The sequence below is a fragment of the Xanthomonas sp. F1 genome, assembly GCF_014199855.1.
Genome location: NZ_JACHOK010000001.1, coordinates 87,895 through 111,743, shown reverse-complemented (window position 1 = coordinate 111,743; position 23,849 = coordinate 87,895). Strand labels below are relative to the sequence as shown.

The window sequence follows — 23,849 nt, the reverse complement described above, 5'->3', positions numbered from 1 at the left end:
CGCTAGGAAGTGAAGGCAGGTTATGGATTATTAAGGGAAAACCGCTTGCCTTTGGCTCCCGGCGATGTTTGAATCGCGTTATGCGCCCGGGGACCCGTTTTTTCACCAGTCTTGCCGCTGCCGCAGGCTGGTGCCTGGCGGTGCAGACGGCGTTTGCCGGGCAGGTACAGTCGGTTTCGCTCGACAACGGCGCCACCGGCACCCGCGCCGAGATCCGCCTGCAGGGCAGTGGCGGCTTCAGCACGCTGTCGCTGGCCAATCCGAATCGCCTGGTCGTCGATCTTCCCGATTCCTCCGCCGCCAAGGGCCTGAAGCTGCCGGCCGGCGGCGGCGTGGTCAGCGCGGTGCGCACTGGGCATCCGGTGCCGGGCACCTTGCGCATCGTGTTCGATCTGAGCAGCTCGGTGGTGGCATTCAAGCCGCAGATGCAGACCGTCGGCGGCAGTTCGGTGCTGGTGATCGAGTGGCCGGGCGAGGCGCCGGCGGGCAAGGCGGTCGCTGGCGACGCGCCGGCAGCCGTGGCACCGATGCCGCAGGCCGCGCCCGTCCCCGCGCAGAAGCCGGTGGTGGATGCGCGCGCCGAAGCGGCGCGTGCGACCGCGGCGTTGACCTCGTCGGTGGTGCAGCGTGCCAGCCAGCCCGCGCCGGCTCCGGTACCGCCGCCAATGGCGAGCACGCCCGCGCCGACCGTGGTTGCTTCCGCACCTAGCGTTGCTGCGGCGGTGCCCGGTCGTCCTGCGCCTGGCGTCGTGCCGACGCCAGCACCCGCGGCCGTCGCGCCGCCGACGAACGAGACTTCCGAGCGCGACGACGCGGACGACGACGCGGCGGTGGCTGCTGCCGCCGAAGCACGGCCGGTGATGCCCAGCGCGGCGTCGCGGGTGAAGATGGCGCCGGGCATGCGTCCGCTGATCGTCGCCATCGATCCCGGCCATGGCGGCCAGGATCCCGGCGCCAGCGGTCCGACCGGCAAGCACGAGAAGGACGTGACCCTGGCGATCGGCCGCGAACTGGCGCGCCAGATCAATGCCACGCCGGGCATGAAGGCCTACATGACCCGCACCACGGACGTGTTCATCCCGTTGCCGATGCGCGCGCAGAAGGCGCGTGCGGCCAAGGCCGACATCTTCATCTCGATCCATGCCGACGCGGCCGAGAACCGCAGCGCGACCGGTTCCTCGGTGTACGTGCTGTCGACCAAGGGTGCCTCCTCGCAGCGCGCGCGCTGGCTGGCGGACAAGGAAAACGCCGCCGACCTGATCGGCGGCGTGCGCCTGCAGAAGACCGACAGCACGTTGGCCAATGTCTTGCTGGACCTGGCCCAGAGCGGCCACATGAAGGCCTCCGAGGACGCGGCCGGGCATGTGCTGGGCGGGCTGAAGCGGATCGGCAACAACCACAAGCCGGACATCGAGCGCGCCAACTTCGCGGTGCTGCGCACCTCGGACATGCCGGCGATGCTGGTCGAGACCGCCTTCATCTCCAATCCGGACGAAGAGCGTCGGCTGACCGATCCGGCCTACCAGCGCCGCATCGCCGGCGCCGTGCTCGACGGCGTCAGCACCTTCTTCACCCGGCAGCCGCCGCCGGGGACGCTATTCGCCGCGCGCGCGCAGGCCGAAGCGGAAGCGGCCAGCACCGTGGCCGGCGGCAGCCGCTGAGGCGCTATCATTAACGGCTGATCCTGGATGACGGCGTCCGCGCCGCGAGCCGTGCCGATGTCCTTTCCCTGCTGTGGTTTTCGTCCTGTCGCCAAGACCGGCGCGCGCCCGTGCGTGCGTGGAGCGGAGACCGCATGAGCATCCGCCAGCTGCCCGAGATCCTGATCAACCAGATCGCCGCTGGCGAAGTGGTCGAGCGCCCGGCCTCTGTCGTCAAGGAGCTGGTGGAGAACGCGCTGGACGCCGGCGCGCACCGCGTCGACATCGATCTGGAAGAAGGCGGCGTGCGCCTGATCCGCATCCGCGACGACGGCGGCGGCATCGCGCCGGAGGAACTGCCGCTGGCGGTGTCGCGGCACGCGACCAGCAAGATCGCCTCGCTGGACGACCTGGAATCGGTCGGCACGCTGGGCTTCCGCGGCGAAGCGCTGCCGTCGATCGCTTCGGTCAGCCGCTTCACCCTGGCCTCCCGGCGTCCCGACGACGAGCATGGCGCGGCCCTGCAGGTCGAAGGCGGCAAGGTCGGCGAGGTGCAGCCGCGCGCGCTGCCGCCGGGTACCCTGGTCGAGGTCCGCGAGCTGTTCTACAACGTGCCGGCGCGGCGCAAGTTCCTGCGCGCCGAACGCACCGAGCTCGGTCACATCGAGGAGTGGCTGCGTTCGCTGGCGCTGGCGCGTCCGGACGTGGAACTGCGCGTCTCGCACAACGGCAAGCCGTCGCGGCGCTACAAGCCGGGCGATCTGTACTCGGATGCGCGGTTGGGCGAGACCCTGGGCGAGGATTTCGCGCGGCAGGCCTTGCGCGTGGACCACAGCGGCGCCGGCCTGCGCCTGCACGGTTGGATTGCGCAACCGCATTACTCACGCGCCAGCGCCGACCAGCAATACCTCTACGTCAACGGCCGCTCGGTGCGCGATCGCAGCGTCGCCCACGCGGTGAAGATGGCCTACGGCGACGTGCTGTTCCATGGCCGGCAGCCGGCCTATGTGCTGTTCCTCGAGCTGGAACCGGCACGGGTGGACGTCAACGTGCATCCGGCCAAGCACGAGGTGCGCTTCCGCGATGCGCGGCTGATCCACGACTTCGTCTACCGCACGCTGCAGGATGCGCTGGCGCAGACGCGTGCCGGCAGTCTGCCCTCCGCGCTCGGCGCCGAAGCGATGCCCGCGGCGCCTGCCGCGGGTGCTGCGGCCTGGACACCTGCAGGCGCCGCGAACAGCGGCAGTGGCGCGGGCGGCGGCGGGCAGGGCTACGGTTACGGCGCGCAGTGGCGCCCGGCGCAATCTCCGCTCGGCTTGCGCGTGGAAGAGGCGCCGGCGGCGTATGCGGCGCTGTACGCGCCTGCCGCGGAGGCGGGAAGTGCCACCGGCCTGCCGCGGCAGACCCAGGACCCGGCCGGCGGCTTGCCGCCGACCGCCGCCGACAGCGGCGTGCCGCCGCTCGGCTACGCCATCGCGCAATTGCACGGCATCTACATTCTGGCCGAGAACGCCGACGGTCTGATCGTGGTCGACATGCACGCCGCGCACGAACGCATCGGCTACGAGCGCTTGAAGACCGCGCACGACGGCATCGGCCTGCATGCGCAACCGCTGCTGGTGCCGATCACCCTGGCGGTCGGCGAACGCGATGCCGACACCGCCGAACGCGAGGCGGAGACGCTGGCCGCGCTCGGCTTCGAGATCACCCGCAGCGGGCCGCAATCGCTGCACGTGCGCAGCATCCCGGCCTTGCTGGCGCAGGCCGAGCCGGAGGCCTTGTTGCGCGACGTGCTCACCGACCTGCGCGAACACGGCCACAGCGGCCGCGTCGCCGGCGCCCGGGATGCACTGCTGTCGACCATGGCCTGCCACGGCGCGGTGCGCGCCAACCGTCGCCTCACCGTGCCGGAAATGAACGCCTTGCTGCGCGACATGGAAGCCACCGAGCGCTCCGGACAGTGCAATCATGGGCGTCCGACCTGGGCGCGGTTCACCCTGGGCGAGATCGATCGTTGGTTCTTGCGGGGGCGATGATGGACAAGCAGGTATGGACGATGGCGCTGCTGGCGGCGCTTGTCGCCTTGGGTGGCTGCGGCAAGCCAACGCCGGCGCCAGCCGCGCCGAAGGCGATGGACGCGCGGTTCGTGGCCGATGAGCAGGCCTGGCGCGCGCAGCGCCAGCGCGAACTGCAGGCGCCGGATGGCTGGACTAGCCTGGTCGGCCTGCACTGGCTGGAACTGAAGGAGCACTACATCGGCAGCGGCGCGGACAGCGGCATCCGCCTGGCGGTGGGGCCGGCGCGGATGGCGCTGGTGTCGCAGGTGCAGCGCGAGGTGTACCTGACGCCCGAGCGTGCCGCAGGACTGAGCATCGCCGGTGCGCCGGCGCAGGGGCGGATCCGCCTGTACAGCGATCACGACCCGCAGCCGACCATCGTCGACTTCGACGACGGCAAGGGCAAGCTCAGTCTGATCGAACGCGGCGGCCGCTACGCGCTGCGGGTCAAGCACGCCGATGCGCCGACCCGGCTGGGTTTCACCGGCGTGCCGTCCTGGCCGCTGGCCGAATCCTGGCGCGTGCGCGGTCGCTTCGTGCCCAATCCGCCGGGCACGACCCTGCCCATCGTCGACATCATCGGCGTCACCACGCCGTCGCCCAATCCCGGCGCGCTGGAGTTCGAGCGCGGCGGCAAGCGCTATCGTCTGCAGGCGATAGGCGAGCCGGACGGAACGTTGTTCGTGGTGTTCGCCGATCGCACCAGCGGCCACGGCAGCTACCCGGCCGGGCGCTTCCTGGACGTGGACGCCCCCGCGGCCGACGGCAGCGTGATGCTGGATTTCAACCGTGCCTACGATCCGCCGTGCGCGTTCACCCCGTTCGCCACCTGCCCGCTGCCGCCGCCGGAGAACCGCCTGGACCTGGCGGTGGACGCCGGCGAGAAGGCCTACGCCGCTGCCCATTGAACCGAGGATGCCGATGACCCCGTTCCCGCGCCTGTTGCGCCGCCTGCTGTTGGGCCTGTCGCTGTGCCTGGCGTTGCCGGCGCTGGCCCGCACGCCGCCGCCGGTGGCCGCAACGCCCGTCGCCCCTGCCGCCGCGGCTGCGGTGGCGCCGCCCACGCCGCTGTTGTGGAAGGTCAGCGGCCCGCGCGGCACGGTGTATCTGCTTGGCTCGTTCCATATGCTCAAGGCCGACGACTATCCGCTGGCGCGCGAGGTCGATGCAGCGTACGCGGCCTCGCCGCGGCTGCTGTTCGAACTGGCGCCGACGGACGTGGACGCACCGCAACTGGGCGCGCAGATGCTGCAGGCGGCGCAGCGCCATGACGGCAAGCGGCTACAGGACGACCTGGCCCCGGCCACCTGGGAGCGGCTGCGTCGCTATGCCGCTGGCCACGGCCTGCCGCTGGCGCAGATGAGCGGCTTCGAACCGTGGTTCGTCGGCCTCAGCATCAGCATTGCCGACATGAAGGCGCAGGGCCTGCAGGCCGATGCCGGGCTGGACCGCCACTTCATGACGCTGGCCCTGCAGGATGGCAAGACCGCCGAGGGCCTGGAGACCGCACAGTCGCAGATCGACCTGCTCGACGGCATGGACCCGGTGGAGCAGAAGCAGATGCTGGTCGAGGCGCTGGACGATGCCGAGCAGGGCGCGGCGCAGACCCTGCGCCTGCACGACGCCTGGCGCCGCGGCGACGAGCGCCAGTTGTGGCAGGAGATCGGCGCACAGATGAAGCGCGACTACCCGCGGCTCTACCAGCGCATCGACGTGGAGCGCAACCAGGCCTGGCTGCCGCGCCTGGAGCAGCGCCTGAGGGACGGCGGCGGCGACACCCTAGTGGTGGTCGGCGCGCTGCACCTGCTGGGGCCGGACGGCGTGGTCGACGGCCTGCGCGCGCGCGGCTACAAGGTCGAGCGGCTCTGCGGGAACTGCAAGCCGGCGCGGTCGCGCTGAGCGGACCGCGCGTCGCAGGCGTGGGCGGCGTGCGGCCGTACCCTCATCCGCCCCTTCGGGGCACCTTCTCCCGAAAAGGGGGCCATGGTCCCGACGGGAGAAGGGAGAGGCTAAAGCCCCTCTCCCACCGGGAGAGGGGTTGGGGTGAGGGTAGGGCGCGAAGCGCCCCGCTGAATCAAATCCAAGAGGCTTCGCCCGTACCCTCATCCGCCCCTGCGGGGCACCTTCTCCCGACGGGAGAAGGGAGAAGCAAAGCCCCTCTCCCGCCGGGAGAGGGGTTGGGGTGTGGGTAGGTGCGCGAAGCGCCCGCCAAACACCGCCGATCACGCGACTCAGCGCGGACGCGACTTCGGCGCTGCGCCGGCCGGCGGTTCGCCGGGCTTGGCGCTGCCGGCACCGGCGGCGGGGCGGCCGAAGCCGGCGCCAAGGTTGCGCTGGAATTCCTGCCACAGCTCCAGGTTGCGCTCGGTGAGCTGGTTCATCATGGTCCACGGGGTCTGCCCCAGCAGATTGCCCATCTGCTGGCGGAACTGTTGCTGCTGGTCGAGGAACACCTGCATGCTGCGCTCCAGATAGTTGCCCATGAAGCCCTGCAGTGAGTCGCCGTAGAAGCGGATGATCTGGCTGAGCAACTGCGTGGACAGCATCGGCTCGCCGTCCTGTTCCTGGTCGGCGATGATCTGCAGCAGGACCGCGCGGCTGAGGTCTTCGCCGGTCTTGGCGTCGCGCACTTCGAATTCCTCGCCGTCGATGATCAGCTGGCGGACGTCTTCGATAGTGATGTAACTGGAGATCTCGGTGTCGTAGAGGCGGCGATTGGGATACTTCTTGATGATGCGAATCTCAGCCATGAAGCGGTCGCTCTGTGACGGTAGGCGCGCAGCATGGCGCAGCGCAGCAGGGCTTGCAACCGCCGTTACTCCCTGAACACGCGGGTGCAGCATAAAAATCATGCTGCGCAGCATTCGCAGAGCGGCCAAGGGTCGCCGCGCTGCGCTTTGCGCCGGTTGGGGTAGCGTTACCTCGCGCGAAAGCCGCCGACTGAGCGGTTCAGTCGATCACCAACCCATGTGGTGGCCGCCGTTGATGTCCAGGTTGGAACCGGTGATCCATGCGGCTTCCTCGGCGACCAGGAACGCCACGGCGTAGGCGATCTCCTCCGGCTTGCCGAGGCGCCCTGTGGGGATCTCGGCGGCGATCTTGGCGCGCACTTCCTCCGGCACCGCCATCACCATGTCGGTGGCGACGTAGCCGGGCGAGACCGTGTTGACGGTGATGCCGTAGCTGGCGTTCTCGCGCGCCAGGGAAATGGTGAAGCCGTGCATGCCGGCCTTGGCCGCGGCGTAGTTGGCCTGGCCGTACTGGCCCTTGAGGCCGTTGATCGAGCTGATCTGGATGACCCGGCCCCAGCGCTGCTGGCGCATGCCCTCGATCACCGGGCGGGTGACGTTGAACACCGAGTTGAGGTTGGTGTTGATGACCTCGTGCCACTGCTCGGCGGTCATCTTGTGGAAGGTGGTGTCGCGGGTGATGCCGGCGTTGTTGACCAGGATCTCGACCGGGCCGAGCTGGCGTTCGACCTCGCGGATGAGGCTCTGCGCATGCTCGGGCGAGGCGACGTCGCCGGGGACGATGGCGACGTCATGGCCGCGCTCGCGCATGCGCTGCTGCCAGGCCAGCGCCTTGGCCTGGTCGCGGTAGTTGCTGGCCACGCGGTGGCCCTGCGCGGCCAACCGCTCGCAGATCGCGGTTCCGATGCCGCCGGTGCCGCCGGTGACCAGCGCAACGCGTGATGTCATGGATGTCGCTCCGGATAGAAATGTTGGGAAAGGGTGGCCGCGGCGCGGCCCAGGGTCCGATTCTAGTCAGCCTTGATGTCGCTGGGGATAGCGGGCGCGACTGGCGCCGCATCGTCCACGCTTCGGTCCTGCGCCGGCAGCCGCGCCGGGTCGAAGGCGCGCAGCGCCGCGGCCAGCAGCGCCGGCACCGAACCGGCGCCTGCCAATGCGGCGGGCGGCTGGCCCAGCGTGGCCCAGGTCAGGCGCAGCGCCGGCAGTGGGTCGGCGTCGTCCAGCGGCAGCGCTGCATGCGACTTGGATAGCTTGCGGCCGTCGGCGCCGAGCAGCAGCGGCAAGTGCAGGTAGCGCGGCGTCGGCAGGCCCATCGCGCGCTGCAGCAGGATCTGCCGCGGCGTGGAATCGAGCAGGTCGGCGCCGCGCACCACGTCGGTGATGCCTTGCGCGGCATCGTCGACCACCACCGCCAGTTGGTAGGCCCAACAGCCGTCGGCGCGCAGCAGCACCACATCGCCGACTTCGGTGTAGACGTCCTGGCTCTGCCGGCCGCGCACGCCGTCGTCGAAGGCGACCACGCTGGCCGCGCCGTGCGGCACTCGCAGGCGCAGGGCCGGGTGCGTCCGCACCTGGGTCGCCACGCAGGCGTGGTGCACGCCGCCTTGCGCCGCCAGGTCGCTGCGGCTGCAACTGCAGGGAAAGGCGAGGCCGGCCTGCAGCAGTCGCTGCGCCGCCTCACGGTAGACCGGGTCGCGCTCGCTCTGCCGCAGCACCGGGCCGTCGGCCTCCAGGCCGCAGGCGCGCAGGCTGGCCAGTTGCCGCGCGGCTGCGCCGGGCACGCTGCGCGGGCGGTCCACGTCCTCGATGCGCAGCAGCCATTGGCCGCCGGCGTGGCGGGCGAGCAGCCAGCTGCCGAAGGCGGCGAGCAGCGAACCCAGGTGCAGCGGGCCGGTGGGCGAGGGCGCGAAGCGGCCGCGGTAGGGAGGCGGGGACATGGACAAGCTGAATCCTCGGTCAGGTACGCGCTTGAATTCAAGCGGCCGACACCGCAGATTCGAGCCAATCCTTCCATTTAATCCGTGCGGAGCCCACGCTCACATGTTCAATCGTATCGCCCTGTTCCTCATCACCAACCTGGCGGTGCTGGTGCTGGCCGGCATTGTCATGTCCGTGTTCGGGGTCAACCCCAACCAGATGGGCGGCCTGCTGGTGATGGCCGCGATCTTCGGCTTCGGCGGTTCGCTGGTGTCGCTGCTGCTGTCAAAGTTCATGGCCAAGCGCGCCACCGGTGCGCAGGTCATCACCGAACCGCGCAACCACACCGAGCGCTGGCTGTTGCAGACCGTGCAGCGCCAGGCGCAGGCCGCCGGCATCGGCATGCCCGAGGTCGCGGTGTACGACGGCCCGGAGATCAACGCCTTCGCCACCGGCGCCAACCGCAACAACGCCCTGGTCGCGGTCTCCACCGGTCTGCTGCAGAACATGACCGAGGACGAGGCCGAGGCGGTGCTGGGCCACGAGATCAGCCATATCGCCAACGGCGATATGGTGACCATGGCATTGCTGCAGGGCGTGCTCAATACCTTCGTGATCGTGCTGGCGCGCGTGGTCGGCGGCGTGATCGACAGTTACCTGTCGGGCAACCGCGACGGACGCCGCGGACTGGCCTACTTCGCCATCGTGATGGTGCTGGAACTGGTGTTCGGCCTGTTCGCGACGATGATCGCGATGTGGTTCTCGCGCTATCGCGAGTTCCGCGCCGACGCCGGCGGCGCCAGCCTGGCCGGCCGCGCCAAGATGATCGCGGCGCTGCAGCGCCTGGAACTCAACCACGGCCAGAGTACCTTGCCCTCGCAGGTGCAGGCGTTCGGCATCGCCGGCGGCCTGGGCCAGGGCCTGCGCAAGCTATTCATGAGCCACCCGCCGCTGGCCGAGCGCATCGCCACCCTGCGCGCCTCGCACGTCAACGCAACGGTCAGCTGAGGCCGACGCGGCCGGTGCAGGCAGATGCCTGCGCCGGTCGCTACTTTTGCGAATCCCCAATCCCCAATCCCCAATCCCGGCCTCTCAGGCAAAATCGAAGTTCATCCCCGGCGCGGCCAAGCCAACGAACTCGCCCTGTACGTAATCGACGCCGGCGCTGAACAGCAGGCTCATCGAGGTGGCGTCAGAGACGAACTCGGCGATGGTGCGGATGCTCGCCGACTGCGCGCGTGCGGTGATCTCGCGGATCTTGTCCTGGTGTTCGCGGGTCTGGGTCAGGTCCTGGGTGAAGCCGCGGTCCAGCTTCAGGAACGAGGGCTGGAAGTGCGCCAGCAACTGGAACGAGTCCAGGCCGGAGCCGAACTGTTCCAGCCCGACCTTGCAGCCTAATGCGGTGGCGTCGGCCAGGAACTGCTGCGCGTTGCGCAGGTGGGTGAACACCTTGGCCTCCGGCGTCTGCAGCCACAGGCGCTCGCCGGGCACGCCGTGCGTCGCCAGTTCGCGCCGGATCAGGTCGACCATCTGGCTGTCGGCGAAGGCTTCCGGGCTGACCTTGACCAACAGGCTGGTGGCATGGCCGGCGCGCTGGCGTTCGCCGATCACGGCGATCGCGCGGGCGACCACCCAGCGGTCGATCTCGGCGGTCAGGCCATGCTCGGCGGCGATGCCGAGGAAGGTCGACGGGCCGATCAGCTCGTCGTTGCGCTCCAGGCGCAGGTAGGCCTCGTACAACTCGTGCGGTTCGCCCTGCAGGTTCAGCACCGGCTGGTAGTGCAGCAGGAAGCCGTCGCCGGCCAGGGCCTCGCGCAGGTGCTGGACCCAGCGCTGCACGCGCTCTTCCTCGAGGCGGTCGGCCGCGCCGGGATCGAAGATCTTGCAGGCGTTGCCGCCGAGTTCGACGGTCGCCTGTACGTTCTCGCTGGCGCGCGCCAGGACCTGGCCGACGCTGGCGATCTTCTCGCCGATCTGCACGCCGCCGATGCTGACGGTGACCGTGGCCGAGCGTTCGCCGACGCTGAACACGTGGCTGGCGTAGGCTTGCAGCAGGCGCTCGGCCAGCGCCGCGGTGCGCGCGTAGTCGCCTTCCAGCAGCAGCGCGAAGTTGTGCTCGCCGAAGCGCGCCGCCTGCACGTCGCCATCGATGGCCGCGGCCAGGTGCTGGGCCAGTGCCGCGACCAGCGCATCGGCCGAATCCAGGCCGATGTCGGCCAGCAGCCGCGTGTAGTGGTCCGGTTCGACCAGCAGGAAGCCGTACTGGCCCTCGCCGCGGCCGACCTGGGCCACGGCGGTTTCCAGCGCCAGCATGAAGGTTGGACGGTTAAGCAGACCGGTGACCTGGTCGCGCTGGCGCAGGTCCTCGACCTCGCGCGCCAGTTCCGGATCGAATTCCTCGCGGCGGCGGAACACCACCTGCACGCAGGCCTCGCCCTCGTAACTGGCGGTGGCGAACTCCATGGTCGCCGGAAAGCTGTCGCCCTCCAGGGTGCGCGCGTCCACCTGGTACTGCGCCGGCGGCGGCTCGCCCTTGCTCAGCGACTTCAGCAACTGCTTGAAGCCTTCCACGTGTTGCGGAGCGACCATGTCCAGCAGCGACACGCCTTCGACGTCGTCGAACGACGCGAACCCGAACATCTCCAGGTAGGCGTCGTTGGCGCGGATGTGCATGCCTTCGTGGATGTAGGCGATCGGGTCGCGCGAGGAGGCGATCAGCGCATCGCAGCGGCGCTCGGTCTCGCGCATCTGCGCCTCGATCCGGCGCAGCCCGCGCCGCGCCTGCAGGTCGGCCCAGGTGGTACGGACCACCGCCAGCAGATGTTCGGGGCGCTGCCGCAGCGCGATCGCGCGCGCGCCGCCGGCCACCGCTTCCAGCCATTCCTGCTCGTCGATGCGTTCGGCCAGCACGATGACCGGGATGTCCTTGCCGCTGGCCGCGACCCGTTGCAGCACCTGCGGCAACGGGATCGACTGCGCCTGCGCGCTGAGCACCAGATCGATCGGCTGGGCGGCCAGCATGGCAGACAATTCCTCGGCGTGCTGCGGCCGAGACGGGCGCACGGCGATGCCGCTGTTGCGCAGGCTGCTGACGATCGCCTCGGCGTCTTCGCCGCTGTCGTCGACGATCATCAGGCGGAGGGTGATGTCTTTGCCTGTGTGCATGAAGCCTCCCGGGGACGGGGTTTAATACACGATGCCCGCTGTCGCGTCCATGGATGAGGGGCCGGGATTGGGGATTGGGGATTGGCAAAAGCGGGTTCGCGATGTCTGAAGGTTCGCGTGTTATCCAAGGCCGACCAAGATGAGCGGAGTAGGCCTTGGCGAATCCCCAATCCCGAATCTCCAATCCCCGCTTCACCGCCAATCCCCACTCCCGAATCCCCAATCCCGGCGGCGCGATCACGCCGCCAAACCAGCGGCGTGGCCCGAGGCCCAGGCCCACTGGAAGTTGTAGCCGCCCAGCCAGCCGGTGACGTCGAGCACTTCGCCGACGAAGTACAGGCCGGGCACGCGCCGCGATTCCATGGTCGAGGACGACACCTGGTCGGTGTCCACGCCGCCCAGGGTGACTTCGGCGGTGCGGTAGCCCTCGGTGCCGCTGGCCACCAGCGGCCAGGCGCCGAGCAGGTCGGCGGCGGCGCGCAGCTGCGGCTCGTCCAGCTGGCGCACCGGCTTGTCCGGCAGCCACACCTCGCACAGGCGTTGCGCGAAGCGGCGTGGCAGCGCCTCGCCCAGCACCGTGCGCAGCTCGGCTGCGCCGCGCAGACGCTTCTGTTCGCGCAGCCAGGCCGCCGCGTCCTGCCCCGGCAGCAGATCCAGGCGCAGGTCGTCGCCCGGCTGCCAGTACGAGGAGATCTGCAGGATCGCCGGGCCGCTGACCCCACGGTGGGTGATCAGCATGAAGTTGCGGAAGTGCGCGCCGTTGCAACGGGCCTCCACCGGCAGCGCCAGGCCGGACAGGTCGTGCAGGCGTTCCTGGTGCTTGCCGCTCAGGGTCAGCGGCACCAGCCCGGCGCGGGTCGGCAGCACCGCGTGGCCGAACTGCCGCGCCAGTTCGTAGCCGAACCCGCTGGCGCCGAGGCTGGGGATCGACAGGCCGCCGGTAGCCACTACCAGCGCGTCTGCGTGCACCGGGCCATCGTCGGTGTCGAGGCGGAAGCCTTCGCTGCCGCGTTCCACCGCGCGCACGCTGCAGCCGGTGCGCACCGTCACCGCGGCCGCGGCGCACTCGTCCACCAGCATGCGCACGATCTGCTTGGAGGACACGTCGCAGAACAGCTGCCCCAGTTCCTTCTCGTGGTAGGCGATGTGGTGGCGTTCGACCAGGTCGATGAAGTCGGCGGGGCGGTAGCGGGCCAGCGCCGATTTGCAGAAGTGCGGGTTGGCGGACAGGAAGTTGCCCGGCCCGGTGCCGGTATTGGTGAAGTTGCAGCGGCCGCCGCCGGACATCAGGATCTTCTTGCCGACCTTGTTGGCATGGTCGATCACCCGCACCCGGCGCCCGCGCTGGCCGGCGGCGATCCCGCACATCAGCCCGGCGGCGCCGGCGCCGATCACCACGACGTCCGTGCGAATGGGGGCGTTGCCGGCGCTCATGCCGCGGCTTTGCGCACCGTGGGCACGAACACGACGTTGCCGCTGTCGCCCAGCCACTGCACTTCGCCGTCCTGGATCATGACGTCGAAGCGCATGCTGCGCTGGATCAGCTCGGCCGCCGCGGCCACGGCGTCGGCCGGCAGGTCGATCACCTGCACCTGCTTGAGCTTGGCCAGGGCGGAGGCATTCTTGTCCCACCAGATGTCCGCGGCGCGGCCGCCGTAGTTGGCGACCACCACCGAGCGCGCCCGGCCGCAGGCCTTGCGCACCCGCGATTCGTCGGGCTGGCCGACCTCGATCCATTGCTCGATCGCGCCGGTGTAGTCCATCCGCCACAGGTCGGGCTCGTCGTCGCTGCTCAGGCCCTTGCCGAACAGCAGGCGCTCCTCGGCGTACAGGGCGAAGGTCAGCAGGCGCGCCATCAGCCGCTGGTCGGTTTCGGACGGATGCTGCGCCAGGGTCAGGGAATGGGCGGCGTAATAGCCGCGGTCCATGTCGGAAATCTGCAGCTCCGCCTTGCGGAGGGTGGCGGTGAGGGCCATGCGGCTACCGGGATCGAAGGGCGCATAGGATACGGCGTGCGGCGGCACTGTCGGTCCGGACCCTGCTGGAAGATAAGGTTTGGGGCTGGGCGGGCGTGGCCGAGGCGGGCGAGGAGGCGGCAGGCCGGTACGGTCGCATCCGCCTTGGTCACGGCTGCGTCGCCGTTGTCGGGTACGCCGGCCGATTTGCGCAGTTTTTGCGGATCGGCAGGCGGATCGGCCGCGCCGGCGTGAACTTTAGGGTTAGGTTCAGCTTCCTTGTGGTGGATCCCGGTTTGTCTACACAAACATGTCGCTTTTTGATCGCGACCCGCGTATGGTGGCCCCACTGTGTTTGCTAGAGTCACCGTGAATCGTGGCTTGGTGCAGTAGATCTCACGATCCACTTCATCGTTCCGCTCGCTTTACTAACGCCTGCAACTCAGTCTCGGCCTCGATTTCCGATGGCTGCGATTTCTTCAATTCAATGTTTCAGGAGTTAGCAAATGTCTGAGCGTCAGAACGGTACCGTGAAGTGGTTCAACGATGCCAAGGGCTTCGGCTTCATCACCCCGGAAAGCGGCCCGGACCTGTTCGTGCACTTCCGCGCGATCCAGGGCACCGGCTTCAAGTCGCTGCAGGAAGGCCAGAAGGTGACCTTCGTCGCCGTGCAGGGCCAGAAGGGTATGCAGGCTGACCAGGTGCAGGCCGTCTAAGGACGCCCGCCACCGCAAGGTGCCAAACGCCGGGAGCGCAAGCTTCCGGCGTTTTTGTTTGGGCGATGGTTTTTTTAGGCAGTGTGCTTCTCCGAGATGGCGGCGCGGCCATCGCGCCAAGTGCAGTGGCGATGGCCTGCATGCGCGGGTTCACACCTGCATCCGGCTACCATGGCGGCCCCCGAGTTCCGGAGCCGTCGCCATGATCACCGTGCATCACCTCAACCAGTCCAGGTCGCAGCGGGTGCTGTGGTTGCTGGAGGAACTGGCGCTGCCGTACCAGGTGATCAAGTACCAGCGCGACCCCAAGACCATGCTGGCGCCGCCGGAACTGCGCGCGATCCACCCGCTGGGCAAATCGCCGGTGCTGGTGGACGACGGTCACGTCCTCGCCGAGTCCGGGGCGATCCTCGATTATCTGGTCGATCGCTACGACACCGGTTGCACGCTGTCGCCGGCGCCGCAGCCGCTGGATTCGCCCGAGCGCCTGCGCTATCGCTACTGGATGCACTACGCCGAGGGCTCGGCGATGCCGCCGCTGCTGATGAGCCTGGTGTTCGGGCGGATCCGCTCGGCGAAGATGCCGTTCTTCGCGCGGCCGATCGCCAAGGCCATCGTCGATAAGGCGATGCGCGGCTTCGTCGGGCCGCAGGTGCGCCTGCACCTGGACTGGATGGAGCGCGAGCTAGCCGAGACCGGCTGGTTCGCTGGCGACCGCTTCACCGCGGCGGACGTGCAGATGAGCTTCCCGGTGCAGGCCGCGGCGGCGCGCATCGGCCTGCAGGCGCATCCGAACCTGGCCGGGTTCGTGCAGCGGATCGAACAGCGCCCCGCCTACCAGCGCGCGCTGCAGCAGGGTGGCCCGTTCGAGCTGCTGGGAAGCGCGGACGGCTGAGCCAGGCTCGCTGCGCGCGGCGTTTGCTGCTCAGGGCGCGGCGGGACGCGCCGGGCAGGCGCGCACGAAGGCGATGCTGTCGGCCATGACCGGCAGCGCCGGGTCGTCCTTGCGCAGCGCCAGCACCAAGCGCATGTGGCCGACGCCGGGATAGGTCTTCAATTCGGCCGGCACCCCGGCGCGTTGCAGTGCGGCCTGCAGCGACTGGCTGTTGTGCGGCTCCACCACCGTGTCGGCGTCGCCGTGCAGCAGCAGCGCCGGCGGCTCGTCGCCATCGACAAAGTTGACCGGCTGCGAGCGCCGCTGCTGCGCCGGGTCCTGGCCGAACATGCCGATCAGGTCCGGGTCGGTCAGCGGCAGGAAGTCGTAGGGGCCGGCCAGCCCGACCAGGCCGCACAGCTGTCGCGGCGACAGGTCCTGCGCCTGCAGCCAGTGCCCATCGGTGGCCAGCAGCGCGGCGATGTGCGCGCCGGCGGAGTGGCCCATCAGCACCAGCCGCTGCGGATCGCCGCCGTATTCGGCGGCGTGGCGCTGGCTCCAGGCCACCGCGACGGCGGCGTCGCGCATGAAGCCGTCCAGGGTCACCTGCGGATACTTGCGGTAGTCCGGCACGATCGCGACCACGCCGTGCCGCGCCAGCGCTTCGCCGGCCCAACGGTAGCTCTGGCGGTTGCCGGTCTTCCAGGTGCCGCCGTGGAAGAACACCACCACCGGCGCGTGCTGCACTCCGGCCGGGCGGTACACGTCCAGTGCCAGGCCATGCGCCGCGTCGTAGACGATCCCGCGTTGCTCGTTGAGGCCATGCCGCGAGGAGCTGGCGTTGAGGCCGCCGAAGAACAGGCTGCTGCAGGCCGAGACCAGCAGCGAGGACAGGGCGATCAGGGCGTTGCGGGGCCAGCGGGGCGGAGGCGGACGGTCGGACATGGGCGATCCCGGAGAGGAGCGCGGAGCATGCCGGATGGAGGTGTCGGCGGCGAGTGCAGGTGGCGCAGGGATTGGGGAGTGGGGAGTGGGGATTGGCAAAAGCGTGGCTTCATGCGCGTGCGCCGTGCCTGAGTGGCTGACCGACCCTCACCCCACCAACCCCTCTCCCGGAGGGCGAGCGGCTTGGCCCCCCTTCTCCCTCCGGGAGAAGGTGCCCCGAAGGGGCGGATGAGGGTCCGGGCGAAGCCTCGTGCAGTCGAGACACCGCGTGCGCTTCGCGCCCCGACCCTCACCCCAACCCCTCTCCCGGGGGGAGAGGGACTTTTCAAGGCCAAGCAACACCGGGCGTGCACCGTGTGCTCACCCTGCTGCCTTTCCAATGAAGCCTGCGACTTCTACGCTGTTGCCCATGCCTTCCTTGCGTTTCGACAATCGCTTCGTCGCCGAGCTGCCTGGCGACCCGGAAACCGGTCCGCGGCGCCGCGAGGTGCTGGGGGCGCTGTGGTCGTCGGTCGAGCCGACCCCGGTGGCGGCGCCGCGGCTGCTGGCGTCTTCGCCGGAGGTGGCGGCCTTGCTTGGGCTGTCCGAGCAGGAGGTGCAGGCGCCGCAGTTCGCCGCCGTGTTCGCCGGCAATGCGCGCTATCCGGGCATGCAGCCCTATGCGGCCAATTACGGCGGCCACCAGTTCGGGCATTGGGCGGGGCAACTCGGCGACGGACGCGCGATCTCCCTGGGCGAGGCGCTGGGCGTGGACGGGCGGCGCTGGGAACTGCAGCTCAAGGGCGCCGGGCCCACGCCGTATTCGCGCGGCGCCGATGGCCGCGCGGTGCTGCGTTCGTCGATCCGCGAATTCCTGTGCAGCGAGGCCATGCATCATCTGGGCGTGCCGACCACGCGCGCGTTGAGCCTGGTCGGCACCGGCGAGACGGTGGTGCGCGACATGTTCTACGACGGTCACCCGCGCGCCGAACCGGGCGCGGTGGTGTGCCGGGTGGCGCCGTCGTTCGTGCGCTTCGGCAGTTTCGAATTGCCTGCCGCGCGCGGCGACACGGCGTTGCTGCGGCGCCTGGCCGACCTGGTGATCGCGCGCGATTTCCCGGAGCTGCCTGGTACCGGTGGCGCGCGCGATGCGGCCTGGTTCGCCGAGATCTGCGCGCGGACCGCACGCATGGTCGCGCACTGGATGCGGGTCGGCTTCGTGCACGGGGTGATGAACACCGACAACATGTCGATCCTGGGGCTGACCATCGACTACGGCCCGTATGGCTGGATCGACGACTACGATCCCGACTGGACGCCCAACACCACCGATGCGCAGGGGCGCCGCTATCGCTTCGGTACACAGCCGCAAGTCGCGTACTGGAACCTTGGCCGGCTGGCGCAGGCGCTGGCACCGCTGTTCGACGACGTCGCACCGTTGCACGACGGCCTGGAGCGGTTCCGCGCCGAGTATGCGCAGGCCGAGCGCGACAACAGCGCGGCCAAGCTCGGCCTGGAGACCTGCGGCGACGATGACGTCGCGCTGATGCGCGACCTGCTGGACCTGCTGCAGCAGGGCGAGGTCGACATGACCTTGTGGTTCCGCGGCTTGAGCGCGCTGCCGCTGCAGCCTTGGACGCCAGCGCAGGCCCTGGCGGCGCTGGCCGAGGCGTTCTACGACCCGGCCAGGCTGGCCGCGCAGGCGCCGGCGTTCGAGGCCTGGCTGGCGCGCTATGCGCAGCGCCTGCAGCAGGATCCGTTGCCAGCCGCCACCCGCGCCGCGCGGATGCGTGCGGCCAATCCGCGCTACGTGCTGCGCAACTACTTGGCGCAGCAGGCGATCGACCGCGCCGAGCAGGGCGACACCAGCGGCATCGACGAGTTGCTGGGGGTGATGCGCCATCCGTACGACGAGCAGCCCGGGCGCGAGGCCTTCGCGGCGAAGCGTCCGGACTGGGCGCGGAGCCGGGCCGGCTGTTCGATGTTGTCGTGCAGTTCCTGAGCGGGGCCGGCGCGTGCGCTCAGGGCGCGGTCGCGCCGCGATAGCGCCAGGCGGCCAGGAAGGTCGCCACCACTTCCTTCGCCAGCGCCTGCTGGGCGGCCGCGTCCGGCGCCTGTCCGTTGAGCATCGCGCCGGGATACGCATAGCCGAAGGTGGCGCCGATGAACGCGGTGGCGGCGAGGAAGGGCGCGTCGACCTGCACGTCGCCACGCAGGTGCAGGGTCTGCAGCAAGGCGCTCAGGCGCTCGCGCAGGCGGCCGGCGCGGCGTTGGTGCAGCGACTGCAACAGGTCCGGCATCTGCGCGCTGGCCTGCACCAGCAGGCGATGCAGGCGCAAGGCGTCGGGCGCGTACAGGTGCGCCGGCACGGTCAGCGCGATCTGCCGCAGGGTCGCGGGCAGGTCCTGTGCAGTGGCGTTGCCGATGTTCTCCAGGAGGGTCTGCAACTCTTCGCCCAGGGCCTCGAACACCTGCATCAGCAACTCGGCCTTGCTGGAGAAGTGGTTGTACAGGCTCTGCCGGGTCAGCCCGGCCTGGCTGGCGATCTGTTCCAGCGATACGTCCAGCCCATGTTCCAGCAGCAGCGTGCGCGCCGCCGCCAGCAGGCGCGGCCGTGCCGATGCCGGCCGTCCGCGTGGGCGCGCGGGCACGCCCGTTGTCGCCGGCCCGGGCGTCGCCGTCGCAGTTTGCGCATCCTGGCGGCGAAGGGTTGTGCTTCCCTTCATGATTGTTTTTTTGTCTTTGAGTAAATTAAATGATCCTCCCCGCCGTCCCCAGGATCAAGCGCATGCCCGCGCCTTTCGTCCAGCGCCGCCGCGCGCTGCCGTTGCTGCTGTCCGTCGTCGTGCTCGCGTTCGCCGGCTGCAAGGGCGGAGGCAAGGCGCCAGCACCGGCAGCGAAGACGGTGGAGGTGGTGACCCTGCAGCCGCAGAGCGTGCCGCTGAGCGTGGAACTGGCCGGGCGCACCGTGGCTTCGGAAGAATCGGAGGTGCGGCCGCAGGTCAGCGGCATCCTGCGCCAGCGGCTGTTCGAGGAGGGCGCCACGGTGCGCGCCGGGCAGCCGCTGTTCCAGATCGAGCCGACCCTGTACCAGGCCGCGGCCAACCAGGCGCAGGCCAACCTGGCCACCGCCGAGGCCACGCTCGCTGCCGCCACGCTGCGCGCCGAGCGCTACCGCACCCTGGGCAAGACCCGGCTGGCCGCGCAGCAGGACGTGGACGATGCGCAGGCCGCCTACAAGCAGGCCCTGGCCAGCCGCGACGCGCAACGCGCAGCGCTGGACACGGCACGCACGCAACTGCGCTTCGCCACGGTGCTGGCGCCGATCGGCGGGCGCATCGGCCGCGCGCGGGTGACCCCGGGCGCGCTGGTCACTGCCAACCAGACCGATGCCATTGCCAAGATCCAGCAACTGGATCCGATGAACGTGGACATCACCCAGTCCGGCAACCAGTTCCTGGCGCTGCGCCGGGCGATCGCCGCCGGCGGCGTGCAGCCGGCCAGCACGCAGGTGCGGCTGACCCTGTCCGACGGCACCGCGTACCCGTTGCCGGGCACGCTGGAGTTCGCCGACCTCGACGTGGAGGAGACCACCGGCGCGGTGACTCTGCGCGCGCGCTTTCCCAATCCCGATGCGCAACTGCTGCCGGGCATGTACGTGCGCGCGCTGGTCGGGCAGGGCGTGCGCCAGCAGGCGCTGTTGGTGCCGCAGGCGGCGGTCGACCGCACCCCGCGCGGCGAGGCGGTGGCCTGGGTGGTGGGCACCGACAACGTGGTGCGCCAGCGCGAGTTCACCACGTTGCGCGCGGTCGGCGACCGCTGGCTGGTGGGCGATGGCCTGAAGCCCGGCGAACGGGTGGTGGTGGCGGGCCGGCAAGGCCTCAGCGACGGCGCCAAGGTGACGGTCAAGACCGCCGCCACGGCCGCGCCTGCCGCCAGCCAGGGCTGAGCCGGCATGCTGCCGCGTTTCTTCATCCACCGTCCGATCTTCGCCTGGGTCCTGGCCATCTGCATCATGGCCGCCGGCGCCATCGCCGTGTTCACCCTGCCGATCGAGCAGTATCCGGACATCGCCCCGCCGTCGGTCAACGTCACCGCCACCTACAACGGCGCCTCGGCGCAGACCGTGGAGGACAGCGTCACCCAGGTGATCGAACAGCAGATCAAGGGCATCGACCACCTGCTGTACTTCTCCTCGACCAGTTCCTCGTCCGGGCAGGCGCGGATCAGCATCACCTTCGACCAGGCGGCCAATCCCGACATCGCCCAGGTGCAGGTGCAGAACGCGGTCAACCAGGCGCTCAACCGCCTGCCGCAGGAAGTGCAGCAGCAGGGCGTGACCGTGGCCAAGTCGCAGGGCGACAGCCTGATGGCGGTGGCGATCTACGACCGCACCGACCGCATGGACAACGTCGACATCTCCGACTACCTGGTCAGCACCCTGCAGGACCCGATCAGCCGCATCAACGGTGTCGGCGAGATCAACGTGTTCGGCGCGCAATACGCGATGCGGGTGTGGCTGGACCCGTACAAGCTCAACGCCTATCAACTCATGCCCGGCGACGTGCGCAGCGCGATCCTGGCGCAGAACACCCAGGTCACCGCCGGCGAACTCGGCGCGCTGCCCACCGGCGCCGAGCAGGAACTCAATGCCACGGTCACCGCGCAGTCGCGGCTGCAGACCCCCGAGCAGTTCCGGCAGATCATCCTGGCCACGCGCGCGGACGGCTCCAGCGTGCGCCTGGGCGACGTGGCGCGGGTGGAGATCGGCGCGGAGAACTACCAGAACAACGCCACGCTCAACGGCCACCCGGCGTCCGGCTTCTCGGTGACGCTGTCCGCCGGCGCCAATGCGATCGCCACCTCCGATGCGATCCACGCCACCATCGAACGGCTCAAGCCGACCTTCCCGCCGGGCCTGGACGTGGCCTATCCGCGCGACAGCACGCCGTTCGTGCGGATCTCCATCGAGAACGTGGTGCACACCCTGGCCGAGGCGATCGTGCTGGTGGTGGTGGTGATGTTCCTGTTCCTGCAGAACGCCCGCGCCACGCTGATCCCGGCGATCACCGTGCCCGTGGTGCTGCTGGGTACCTTCGGCATCCTCGCCGCGGCCGGTTTCACCATCAACACGCTGACCCTGTTCGCGATGGTGCTGGCGATCGGCCTGCTGGTCGACGACGCCATCGTGGTGGTGGAGAACGTCGAGCGGATCATGCACGAGGAGCACCTGCCGCCGCGCGAGGCCACCGAGCGCTCGATGGGCGAGATCACCGGTGCGCTGATCGGCATCACCGTGGTGCTGGGCGCGGTGTTCCTGCCGATGGCGTTCTTCGGCGGCTCCACCGGCATCATCTACCGGCAGTTCTCCATCACCATCGCCTCGGCGATGGCGCTGTCGGCGCTGGTCGCCCTGACCCTGACCCCGGCGCTGTGCGCGACCCTGCTCAAGCCGGTGGAGCAGGAGCGCAAGCTCGGCCGCTTCTTCCAATGGTTCAACCGCAACGTCGAGCGCGGCCAGCAGGCCTACCAGCGCCGCCTCGGCACCCTGCTGCAGCGGCCGCGGCGCTGGCTGGCGCTGTATGCGCTGGTGGCGCTGGCGATGGTCGTGCTGTACATGCGCATGCCCACCGGCTTCCTGCCGGTGGAGGACCAGGGCCAGGTGCAGATCCAGTTCACCACCCCGGAAGGCACGCCGCTGGCCAAGACCCAGGCCCTGGGCGAGCGCATCAGCGATTACTTCATGACCCACGAGAAGGCCAATCTCACCGCCATCTTCATGGTGGTGGGCCGCAACAACGCCGGCACCGGGCAGAACGCCGGGCAGGCGTTCGTGGCGCTCAGGCCGTGGGGCGAGCGCAATCGCGACAACACGGCGCAGGCCATCATCGACCGCGCCAACGCGCATTTCCGCGGGGTCGGCGACGCCAAGATCAGCGTGCTGTCGCCGCCGGCGGTGCGCGGCCTGGGCCAGTCCAGCGGCTTCGAGCTGTGGATCCGCGACAGCGACGGCGCTGGCCGCGCGGCACTGCTGAAGGCGCAGCAACAGGTGCTCAAGGAAGCCGGCGACGATCCGCAACTGACCGCGGTGCGGCTCAACGGCCTGGGCGACAAGGCGCAGCTGCAGGTGGATATCGACCACGCCCAGGCCAGCGCGCTGGGCCTGGCGCAGAGCGACATCAACGCGACCCTGGCCACCGCCTGGGGCGGCAGCTACATCAACGACTTCATCGACCGCGGCCGGGTCAAGCGTGTGTACGTGCAGGGCGATGCGCCGTACCGCGCGCTGCCGGAGGACATCGCGCAGTGGTACGTGCGCGGCAGCGGCGGACAGATGGCGCCGTTCGCCAGTTTCGCCAGCACCCACTGGACCCGCGGCCCGCAGCTGCAGCAGCGCTTCAATGGCCTGCCGGCATCGCAGATCCAGGGCGGCGCCGCCGCCGGCAGCAGTTCCGGCGAGGCGATGCAACGGATGCAGGCGCTGGTGGCCAAGCAGGAGAGCTTCGATCTGCAGTGGAGCGGGCTGTCCTATCAGGAGCAGTTGTCCAGCAATCAGACGCTGTGGCTGTATACCGCCTCGATCCTGTTCATTTTCCTGTGCCTGGCGGCGCTGTACGAGAGCTGGTCGATCCCGGTGGCGGTGTTGCTGGTGATTCCGCTGGGCGTGGTCGGCACGGTGCTGGCGACCACACTGGCCGGCTTCGTCAACGACATCTATTTCCAGGTCGGCCTGCTGACCACCATCGGCCTGTCGGCGAAGAACGCGATCCTGATCGTCGAATTCGCCGAGGCGCGACAGCGTGCGGGCATGCCCTTGCTGGAGGCGACGCTGGAAGGCGCGCGGTTGCGCCTGCGGCCGATCGTGATGACCTCGCTGGCGTTCGTGGCCGGCGTGCTGCCGCTGGCGCTGTCGACCGGCGCCGGCGCCTCCAGCCGCCGCGAGATCGGCGTGTGCGTGATCGGTGGCATGGTCACCGGCACCGTGCTGGCGGTGTTGCTGGTGCCGTTGTTCTTCGTGCTGGTGCGCGGCCTGTTTCGCAGTCCGGCGCGGCAGGACGCGAGCGCTGCGGCGGCGTAAGCGGTAGACCGAGCAGGCGGCCCCGCGACGCCGTGCCGCCTAGCGACTAGACTTTGCGTTTCCCCACGCCATACGACTGTGCGATGAACGATTCCTCCTGTTGCGGCGCGCCCAGCGACGCACCGGCCCACTGGTCCGGCCGCATCCGCGATATCGCCGATTTCCCGAAGCCGGGTATCGTGTTCAAGGACATCACCCCGCTGCTGGCCGACGGCCCGGATTTCGCCTCGGCGCTGGACGAGATGGCGCGTCCGTGGCGCACCACGCCGCTGCAGGCGGTGCTGGGCATCGAGTCGCGCGGCTTCATCCTGGGGGCGGCGCTGGCGCACGAACTGCGCACGGGCTTCGTGCCAGTGCGCAAGCCGGGCAAGCTGCCGGGCAGAACGGTGACCCAGGAGTACGCGCTGGAGTACGGCAGCGACCGCATCGAAATGCACGCCGATGCGCTACCGGCCGGTGCGCGCGTGCTGCTGGTCGACGACGTGCTCGCCACCGGTGGCACCTTGCGCGCGGCCCTGGCGTTGGCGCAGCAACTGGAACTGGAAGTGGTCGGCGCCGCGGTGCTGGTGGAACTGCAGGCGTTGCGTGGACGCGATCGCTGGAGCGAGACCTTGCCGCTGCTGGCGACGCTGACTTACTGAGCACGGCCACTGCCCCTGGCAGCGCAGTAGCGAGGCCGGGGATCGAAGCGTTGGGCGAGGCCGCGGCGCACATGCGTCGTGGCAATCGCGCCTGGTGCGGGCGATGCCTGACGCCGCAACTGCAGGCGCCCT

General features: G+C 69.7%; 19 protein-coding genes. 11 read left to right on the top strand and 8 right to left on the bottom strand.

The features are described 5' to 3' along the window. Positions 1-80: 80 nt before the first annotated feature. From GGR71_RS00495 to GGR71_RS00480, 4 genes are all read left to right on the top strand, one after another. Positions 81-1,661 (top strand): N-acetylmuramoyl-L-alanine amidase, encoded by a 1,581-nt coding sequence (locus GGR71_RS00495; protein WP_184451556.1) that lies wholly within the window; start codon positions 81-83, stop codon positions 1,659-1,661. Between the two features lie 134 nt (positions 1,662-1,795). Then, positions 1,796-3,676, top strand: coding sequence for a DNA mismatch repair endonuclease MutL (gene mutL / locus GGR71_RS00490; protein WP_160957031.1), 1,881 nt, complete (start codon positions 1,796-1,798; stop codon positions 3,674-3,676). Further along, a complete protein-coding gene (locus GGR71_RS00485) occupies positions 3,676-4,605 on the top strand; it encodes a DUF1684 domain-containing protein (RefSeq protein ID WP_160957030.1) in 930 nt (309 codons plus the stop codon). Before mutL ends, GGR71_RS00485 begins: the two co-directional genes overlap by 1 nt. A gap of 13 nt (positions 4,606-4,618) precedes the next feature. Continuing rightward, the gene (locus tag GGR71_RS00480; protein ID WP_160957029.1) at positions 4,619-5,596 is read left to right on the top strand and encodes a TraB/GumN family protein; all 978 of its coding nucleotides are present in this window, start codon (positions 4,619-4,621) and stop codon (positions 5,594-5,596) included. A 332-nt stretch (positions 5,597-5,928) separates the two neighbouring features. Here the strand turns inward: GGR71_RS00480 and phaR are convergent, their stop codons facing one another. The 3 genes from phaR to gluQRS all read right to left on the bottom strand — a co-directional run bounded on the left by phaR (position 5,929) and on the right by gluQRS (position 8,384). Beyond that, positions 5,929-6,447, bottom strand: a complete 519-nt coding sequence (gene phaR, locus GGR71_RS00475; protein WP_048489965.1) for a polyhydroxyalkanoate synthesis repressor PhaR — start codon at positions 6,445-6,447, stop codon at positions 5,929-5,931. A 207-nt stretch (positions 6,448-6,654) separates the two neighbouring features. After that, positions 6,655-7,395, bottom strand: a complete 741-nt coding sequence (gene phbB, locus GGR71_RS00470) for a beta-ketoacyl-ACP reductase (RefSeq protein ID WP_160957028.1) — start codon at positions 7,393-7,395, stop codon at positions 6,655-6,657. A gap of 62 nt (positions 7,396-7,457) precedes the next feature. Further along, complete coding sequence (gluQRS, locus tag GGR71_RS00465; protein WP_160957027.1) at positions 7,458-8,384, bottom strand: tRNA glutamyl-Q(34) synthetase GluQRS; 927 nt, start codon at positions 8,382-8,384, stop codon at positions 7,458-7,460. Positions 8,385-8,487: 103 nt separating this feature from the next. On the opposite strand from gluQRS, the gene htpX reads away from it, so the two are divergent. Continuing rightward, complete coding sequence (gene htpX, locus GGR71_RS00460) at positions 8,488-9,372, top strand: protease HtpX (protein WP_160957026.1); 885 nt, start codon at positions 8,488-8,490, stop codon at positions 9,370-9,372. 84 nt (positions 9,373-9,456) lie between these two features. On the opposite strand, the gene GGR71_RS00455 is transcribed toward htpX, so the two are convergent. The 3 genes from GGR71_RS00455 to GGR71_RS00445 form a co-directional block, all read right to left on the bottom strand. Continuing rightward, the gene (locus tag GGR71_RS00455) at positions 9,457-11,529 is read right to left on the bottom strand and encodes a GGDEF/EAL domain-containing response regulator (protein ID WP_160957025.1); all 2,073 of its coding nucleotides are present in this window, start codon (positions 11,527-11,529) and stop codon (positions 9,457-9,459) included. Between the two features lie 237 nt (positions 11,530-11,766). Continuing rightward, a complete protein-coding gene (locus GGR71_RS00450) occupies positions 11,767-12,963 on the bottom strand; it encodes a BaiN/RdsA family NAD(P)/FAD-dependent oxidoreductase (protein WP_160957024.1) in 1,197 nt (398 codons plus the stop codon). Continuing rightward, complete coding sequence (locus tag GGR71_RS00445; RefSeq protein ID WP_160957023.1) at positions 12,960-13,505, bottom strand: YaeQ family protein; 546 nt, start codon at positions 13,503-13,505, stop codon at positions 12,960-12,962. Before GGR71_RS00445 ends, GGR71_RS00450 begins: the two co-directional genes overlap by 4 nt. Before the next feature lie 485 nt (positions 13,506-13,990). Here GGR71_RS00445 and GGR71_RS00440 point away from each other — a divergent pair, with 485 nt between their 5' ends. After that, positions 13,991-14,200, top strand: coding sequence for a cold-shock protein (locus GGR71_RS00440; RefSeq protein WP_017909327.1), 210 nt, complete (start codon positions 13,991-13,993; stop codon positions 14,198-14,200). Between the two features lie 202 nt (positions 14,201-14,402). Continuing rightward, positions 14,403-15,095 carry a glutathione S-transferase family protein gene (locus GGR71_RS00435; RefSeq protein WP_160957022.1) on the top strand — a complete coding sequence of 231 codons (693 nt, stop codon included), beginning with the start codon at positions 14,403-14,405 and terminating at the stop codon, positions 15,093-15,095. Between the two features lie 30 nt (positions 15,096-15,125). On the opposite strand, the gene GGR71_RS00430 is transcribed toward GGR71_RS00435, so the two are convergent. Further along, positions 15,126-16,019 (bottom strand): alpha/beta hydrolase, encoded by an 894-nt coding sequence (locus GGR71_RS00430; protein ID WP_160957021.1) that lies wholly within the window; start codon positions 16,017-16,019, stop codon positions 15,126-15,128. A gap of 409 nt (positions 16,020-16,428) precedes the next feature. Here GGR71_RS00430 and GGR71_RS00425 point away from each other — a divergent pair, with 409 nt between their 5' ends. Then, positions 16,429-18,000 carry a protein adenylyltransferase SelO gene (locus GGR71_RS00425; RefSeq protein WP_160957020.1) on the top strand — a complete coding sequence of 524 codons (1,572 nt, stop codon included), beginning with the start codon at positions 16,429-16,431 and terminating at the stop codon, positions 17,998-18,000. Between the two features lie 19 nt (positions 18,001-18,019). Here the strand turns inward: GGR71_RS00425 and GGR71_RS00420 are convergent, their stop codons facing one another. Next, positions 18,020-18,649, bottom strand: coding sequence for a TetR/AcrR family transcriptional regulator (locus GGR71_RS00420; RefSeq protein WP_343160776.1), 630 nt, complete (start codon positions 18,647-18,649; stop codon positions 18,020-18,022). 137 nt (positions 18,650-18,786) lie between these two features. On the opposite strand from GGR71_RS00420, the gene GGR71_RS00415 reads away from it, so the two are divergent. The 3 genes from GGR71_RS00415 (at position 18,787) to GGR71_RS00405 (ending at position 23,717) form a co-directional block, all read left to right on the top strand. Continuing rightward, on the top strand, positions 18,787-19,947 hold the full coding sequence (locus GGR71_RS00415) for an efflux RND transporter periplasmic adaptor subunit (RefSeq protein WP_160957019.1): 1,161 nt from the start codon (positions 18,787-18,789) through the stop codon (positions 19,945-19,947). A gap of 6 nt (positions 19,948-19,953) precedes the next feature. After that, entirely contained in the window at positions 19,954-23,076 is a 3,123-nt protein-coding gene (locus GGR71_RS00410) for an efflux RND transporter permease subunit (protein WP_160957018.1), read from the top strand. 83 nt (positions 23,077-23,159) lie between these two features. After that, positions 23,160-23,717 carry an adenine phosphoribosyltransferase gene (locus GGR71_RS00405; protein ID WP_160957017.1) on the top strand — a complete coding sequence of 186 codons (558 nt, stop codon included), beginning with the start codon at positions 23,160-23,162 and terminating at the stop codon, positions 23,715-23,717. Positions 23,718-23,849: the final 132 nt, after the last annotated feature.

Coding starts and splice junctions, on each gene's coding strand:
- GGR71_RS00495 (WP_184451556.1), top strand. CDS start 81: ATGCGCCCGGGGACCCGTTTTTTCACCAGTCTTGCCGCTGCCGCAGGC.
- mutL (WP_160957031.1), top strand. CDS start 1,796: ATGAGCATCCGCCAGCTGCCCGAGATCCTGATCAACCAGATCGCCGCT.
- GGR71_RS00485 (WP_160957030.1), top strand. CDS start 3,676: ATGGACAAGCAGGTATGGACGATGGCGCTGCTGGCGGCGCTTGTCGCC.
- GGR71_RS00480 (WP_160957029.1), top strand. CDS start 4,619: ATGACCCCGTTCCCGCGCCTGTTGCGCCGCCTGCTGTTGGGCCTGTCG.
- phaR (WP_048489965.1), bottom strand. CDS start 6,447: ATGGCTGAGATTCGCATCATCAAGAAGTATCCCAATCGCCGCCTCTAC.
- phbB (WP_160957028.1), bottom strand. CDS start 7,395: ATGACATCACGCGTTGCGCTGGTCACCGGCGGCACCGGCGGCATCGGA.
- gluQRS (WP_160957027.1), bottom strand. CDS start 8,384: ATGTCCCCGCCTCCCTACCGCGGCCGCTTCGCGCCCTCGCCCACCGGC.
- htpX (WP_160957026.1), top strand. CDS start 8,488: ATGTTCAATCGTATCGCCCTGTTCCTCATCACCAACCTGGCGGTGCTG.
- GGR71_RS00455 (WP_160957025.1), bottom strand. CDS start 11,529: ATGCACACAGGCAAAGACATCACCCTCCGCCTGATGATCGTCGACGAC.
- GGR71_RS00450 (WP_160957024.1), bottom strand. CDS start 12,963: ATGAGCGCCGGCAACGCCCCCATTCGCACGGACGTCGTGGTGATCGGC.
- GGR71_RS00445 (WP_160957023.1), bottom strand. CDS start 13,505: ATGGCCCTCACCGCCACCCTCCGCAAGGCGGAGCTGCAGATTTCCGAC.
- GGR71_RS00440 (WP_017909327.1), top strand. CDS start 13,991: ATGTCTGAGCGTCAGAACGGTACCGTGAAGTGGTTCAACGATGCCAAG.
- GGR71_RS00435 (WP_160957022.1), top strand. CDS start 14,403: ATGATCACCGTGCATCACCTCAACCAGTCCAGGTCGCAGCGGGTGCTG.
- GGR71_RS00430 (WP_160957021.1), bottom strand. CDS start 16,019: ATGTCCGACCGTCCGCCTCCGCCCCGCTGGCCCCGCAACGCCCTGATC.
- GGR71_RS00425 (WP_160957020.1), top strand. CDS start 16,429: ATGCCTTCCTTGCGTTTCGACAATCGCTTCGTCGCCGAGCTGCCTGGC.
- GGR71_RS00415 (WP_160957019.1), top strand. CDS start 18,787: ATGCCCGCGCCTTTCGTCCAGCGCCGCCGCGCGCTGCCGTTGCTGCTG.
- GGR71_RS00410 (WP_160957018.1), top strand. CDS start 19,954: ATGCTGCCGCGTTTCTTCATCCACCGTCCGATCTTCGCCTGGGTCCTG.
- GGR71_RS00405 (WP_160957017.1), top strand. CDS start 23,160: ATGAACGATTCCTCCTGTTGCGGCGCGCCCAGCGACGCACCGGCCCAC.